Raw genomic sequence first — 4,581 nt, 5'->3', positions numbered from 1 at the left:
ACCGCCGTAGGTTTTTGCCAGAACGGTGGTGATTGCAGCAGTCAGGGTAGTTTTACCGTGGTCAACGTGGCCGATAGTACCAACGTTAACGTGCGGTTTTGAACGCTCAAACTTTTCTTTAGACATTAGGTTGTCCCTCTAAGACACGGAATCGGTGGTTTCACCACATCAACCAAGCAATTTTGCTTGTTTTTAGATATCAACAGGAAGAAAACCAGGAGGCAAGAACTAGGGAAGTGGTGCTGATAGGCAGATTCGAACTGCCGACCTCACCCTTACCAAGGGTGTGCTCTACCAACTGAGCTATATCAGCACATCTTGGAGCGGGCAGCGGGAATCGAACCCGCATCATCAGCTTGGAAGGCTGAGGTAATAGCCATTATACGATGCCCGCGTGAACTCGGCTACCTGACTTTAATCAGCTGTATTGTATCTCAAGTATTTTGTCTGGAGTATTAACTCGAGCAGAACACTCAAGATGAAAACTGGTTCATGGTGGTGGGGGAAGGATTCGAACCTTCGAAGTCTGTGACGGCAGATTTACAGTCTGCTCCCTTTGGCCGCTCGGGAACCCCACCTTTCCAAATTTTTAATGGTGCCGGCACCAAGAATCGAACTCGGGACCTACTGATTACAAGTCAGTTGCTCTACCATCTGAGCTATGCCGGCATCAAGTGCTGCGCATTCTAGGTAGTATTCGTCTCTGATGCAACAAAAAATTTATTTTTTTTGTTCTTTTGCTCACATTCCATTCAGGCAAGGCTTTTCTGATGATTTTTTAATTAGATAAAGTATAAATAACAGCCAATAATTATATAATTAAAGTATCAAGACTCAGGTAAGCAGTCTATTTTCAGGAGTGAGTAACCATACCAATGCCGATTTTTTTAAATTAAAAGTAGCTCCAAGACCGCTCATTTTTTCGCAATTTTGTATTTTCCATCAAAAAAATTACTAAAATGATAAAAAATTCTACGCCTATGATAGCTCAGCCGATATGATGAGATTTATTTTTTGTCGGATACGGGTGTGCAAGAGTACCCGTCCAACCTGCATAGACAGGCAGATGTTGGCTTATGAATGAGAAAGAACCTTTTTTAACGACTCCATATTTACAATTTGATCGTGAACATTGGGCAACCTTGCGTGACTCGGTGCCTCTAACATTAACAGCAGAAGAGTTTTCTGCCTTAAAAGGAATTAATGAAGATATCTCAATAGACGAAGTGGTTGAGATCTACCTACCATTATCACGTCTACTTAATTTTTATATTAGCTCCAACCTTCGACGACAGGCTGTTCTTGAACAATTTTTAGGAACCGGTGGGCAAAAAATACCTTATGTAATTGGTATTGCAGGCAGCGTCGCCGTTGGCAAAAGTACAACAGCACGTTTATTGCAGGCATTACTCAGCCGATGGCCTGAACATCGTCGTGTAAAGCTGGTAACAACTGATGGCTTCTTACATTCTAACAATATCCTGAATGAACGCGGCCTAATGAAAAAGAAAGGATTCCCTGAATCCTACGATATGCGCAGTCTGGTTAAATTCGTCTCCGATATTAAATCAGGAGCTGAAAAGGTTGCCGCTCCAGTATATTCTCATCTCAGCTATGATATTGTGCCTGATGAACAGCTGATCATCGAACGGCCAGATATCCTGATACTGGAAGGTTTAAATGTGCTGCAAAGTGGTATGGATTATCCCCATGAACCACATCATGTTTTTGTTTCTGACTTTGTTGATTTTTCTATTTATGTTGATGCGTCAGAACAATTACTTGAACAATGGTACGTCAGCCGTTTTCTTAAATTCCGGCAAGGTGCTTTTTCTGATCCTGAGTCTTATTTCCACAATTATTCTAAGTTAACAACGGAAGAAGCTGTAAAGGTAGCATCTGATATTTGGCGAGAAATTAATGGACTAAATCTACAACAAAATATCCTGCCTACCAGAGAGCGTGCCAGCTTAATTCTGACTAAAGGCAAAAACCATGCGATTGAAAACGTTAGGTTAAGAAAATAATGCCAAAAAGCCGGAAAATACTTCCGGCCTTTTCATTAACAGCCTCTCAGGGAGATTTCACCACCAATATAGGGTGTGACTATCCCGTCAATATCAAGCAACAAAGCTCCTTGTTGATCAATGCCACGAGCTATGCCATAAATTTCTTGTTCACCAATTATTAATTTCACAGGACGATTCATAAAATTATCTAATTTAAACCATCTAGGAACAAAAGATTGCAATCCTTCATTTTCAAACTGAACTAACGCCTTCTTCAGTTCAGTAACAATCTCAGTAACGAGTTTATTTCTTTCAGCAGTCACTCCGGCCTGCTGTAAATTAGACCATTGTTGATTTATTATCTTTTGCTGCTCACTACTCATCGAGATGTTCATGCCAATACCAATGACAATCTGAGCCGCATCTCCAGTCCTTCCCATTAGCTCAACTAATATACCTGCTAGCTTTTTGTCATCCAAATATAGATCATTAGGCCATTTAACTTTTACCTTTTCAGCTCCCTGACGATTCAGAACTTCTGCGATTACGATACCCACAACCAGACTCAATCCAATTGCGGCAGCAGGACCTTGCTCTAATCGCCAGAACATAGATAAATATAAATTACGGCCGAAAGCAGAAACCCATTGCCTTCCACGGCGACCTCTTCCTGCATATTGATATTCTGCAACGCAGGTATCACCTGAAGTAAGTTCTGTTAATTTATCTAACAAGTATTGATTAGTAGAATCAATAACTGGAATAACTTCAATTCGACTTTCAGGCAGATAATTTTCAATTATATCTTTGCTAAGGAGATTCATTGGGGCAGGAAAACGGTAACCCTTACCCGGGATCGTCAGTATTTCCACACCCCATTCACGAATAACCTGAATATGTTTATTTATTCCTGCCCGACTCATCCCTAGCTTCTGGCCCAATTGCTGCCCCGAATGAATTTCACCATCTGATAAAATTTTAATTAACTTTAATGGAGTACTAACGTCTTTCATGAAATACATTCCACCGCATCTATTTCACCTACATTACCAATGAAACGGACTTCCGGTTCTAAATAAATATTGAACTTTTCAGCTACCCGCTTGCGAACATAAGCAGCCAAAGCAATAACATCACGTCCTGTAGCATTACCTTGATTGATTAATACTAATGCTTGTTTCTGGTGAACTGCCGCATGACCAATGTGATACCCTTTTAGGTGACACTTATCTATCAACCAACCTGCCGCTATCTTTACACTATATGCATTATGATGATACTGGGGACACTCAGGATACTCAGATCTAATTTTCTCTGCCAATTCTGTTGATATGATTGGATTCTTAAAGAAGCTTCCCGCATTTCCTGTGATCGCAGGATCTGGTAATTTACTCTGACGCATTTCACACACTGTATGAAAAATTTGCTCCGGTGTTACATCATTATGCGAAAATTTTGTTAAACCACCATAAGTTAGTATTGGCTTCCATACTTTATTCAGCCTTAAACCAACCGCTGTAATTGCATAATCATTACTATATTCATGTTTGAAAACACTATCTCTGTAAGCAAATCCACATTCGTTTTCCATCAGGCGAATCTGCTTTCCTGTTTTCAGCTCAATTAAATCAACGTACTCACAGACCTGTTTAAACTCAATTCCGTAAGCCCCGATATTTTGGATAGGTGCAGAACCCACATTTCCGGGAATAAGGGCTAAATTCTCCAAACCATAGATCTTGTGTTTAAGTAAATAAAGAATCAGCTCATGCCAATTTTCACCCGCACCAACATGAATATTCCATGCGGTATTTGATTCTTGTATATCAACACCAGTAATACGATTCAGAATCACAGTGCCTTTGAAATCTTCAGTGAAGAGAACATTGCTCCCTCCACCCAGTAATAGGATAGGCTGATTATTTTCTACAGCCTCTTGCCACAAAGCCAGAAGTGATCCAACAGAGGCAGCTACGCTAATACGATTGGCATTTGCAGATATACCAAATGTGTTAAATGTTTTGAGTTGGGTTGATTTACAGACAGGCATTCAATTCAGGCTCAATAAGTAATTTGACTGTAGTCTAGCAGACTCTGCATTTGAAAGATAAGTCAGTAAATACCTATCATGAGGATAGAAATGCAAAAAGCCACTCATTTGAGTGGCTTTTTGACTGTATATAAAGCTTGGCAGTTCCCTACTCTCACATGGGGAGACCCCACACTACCATCGGCGCTACGGTGTTTCACTACTGAGTTCGGCATGGGATCAGGTGGGACCACCGCGCTATTGCCGCCAAGCAAATTCTGTTTTATTTGCCGAACATATTATTCATGGTGCTGATACCCAGATTCGAACTGGGGACCTCACCCTTACCAAGGGTGTGCTCTACCAACTGAGCCATATCAGCAAATGCTGAAATAAAAAGTGTTGCCATTTTGGCAACACTGATAAATTGCTGTCTGGCAGTTCCCTACTCTCACATGGGGAGACCCCACACTACCATCGGCGCTACGGCGTTTCACTGCTGAGTTCGGCATGGGGTCAGGTGGGACCACCGCGCTATTGCCG

Annotated in this window: 4 protein-coding genes, 5 tRNA genes and 2 rRNA genes; 1 reads left to right on the top strand and 10 read right to left on the bottom strand. The window is 41.2% G+C overall.

Annotated features, from left to right (window positions below; all coding sequences use genetic code 11):
* The 5 genes from AACS92_RS18930 to AACS92_RS18910 all read right to left on the bottom strand — a co-directional run.
* Positions 1–126 (bottom strand): GTP-binding protein (locus AACS92_RS18930; protein WP_230333040.1); only part of this gene is annotated, 126 nt, incomplete at its 3' end.
* A gap of 111 nt (positions 127–237) precedes the next feature.
* Positions 238–313, bottom strand: a tRNA-Thr gene (locus AACS92_RS18925).
* A 6-nt stretch (positions 314–319) separates the two neighbouring features.
* A tRNA-Gly gene (locus tag AACS92_RS18920) sits at positions 320–394 on the bottom strand.
* A 99-nt stretch (positions 395–493) separates the two neighbouring features.
* A tRNA-Tyr gene (locus AACS92_RS18915) sits at positions 494–578 on the bottom strand.
* 15 nt (positions 579–593) lie between these two features.
* Positions 594–669: transfer RNA gene (locus AACS92_RS18910), tRNA-Thr, on the bottom strand.
* A 407-nt stretch (positions 670–1,076) separates the two neighbouring features.
* On the opposite strand from AACS92_RS18910, the gene coaA reads away from it, so the two are divergent.
* Positions 1,077–2,027, top strand: coding sequence for a type I pantothenate kinase (coaA, locus tag AACS92_RS18905; RefSeq protein ID WP_099111957.1), 951 nt, complete (start codon positions 1,077–1,079; stop codon positions 2,025–2,027).
* 35 nt (positions 2,028–2,062) lie between these two features.
* Here the strand turns inward: coaA and birA are convergent, their stop codons facing one another.
* The 5 genes from birA to rrf (AACS92_RS18880) all read right to left on the bottom strand — a co-directional run.
* Entirely contained in the window at positions 2,063–3,022 is a 960-nt protein-coding gene (birA, locus tag AACS92_RS18900) for a bifunctional biotin--[acetyl-CoA-carboxylase] ligase/biotin operon repressor BirA (RefSeq protein WP_099111956.1), read from the bottom strand.
* The gene (gene murB, locus AACS92_RS18895) at positions 3,019–4,059 is read right to left on the bottom strand and encodes a UDP-N-acetylmuramate dehydrogenase (RefSeq protein WP_099111955.1); all 1,041 of its coding nucleotides are present in this window, start codon (positions 4,057–4,059) and stop codon (positions 3,019–3,021) included. Before murB ends, birA begins: the two co-directional genes overlap by 4 nt.
* A 135-nt stretch (positions 4,060–4,194) precedes the next feature.
* Positions 4,195–4,310, bottom strand: a 5S ribosomal RNA gene (gene rrf, locus AACS92_RS18890).
* Between the two features lie 34 nt (positions 4,311–4,344).
* Positions 4,345–4,420: transfer RNA gene (locus AACS92_RS18885), tRNA-Thr, on the bottom strand.
* A gap of 50 nt (positions 4,421–4,470) precedes the next feature.
* Positions 4,471–4,581 (bottom strand): 5S ribosomal RNA (gene rrf, locus AACS92_RS18880); the annotation flags it as partial.

The sequence above is a fragment of the Xenorhabdus sp. KJ12.1 genome (assembly GCF_963876495.1).
In the GTDB taxonomy this organism is placed as follows: Bacteria; Pseudomonadota; Gammaproteobacteria; order Enterobacterales; family Enterobacteriaceae; genus Xenorhabdus; species Xenorhabdus stockiae.
The sequence above is the reverse complement of the archived record's forward strand: the minus strand, read 5'-3'. Positions and strand labels throughout refer to the sequence as shown.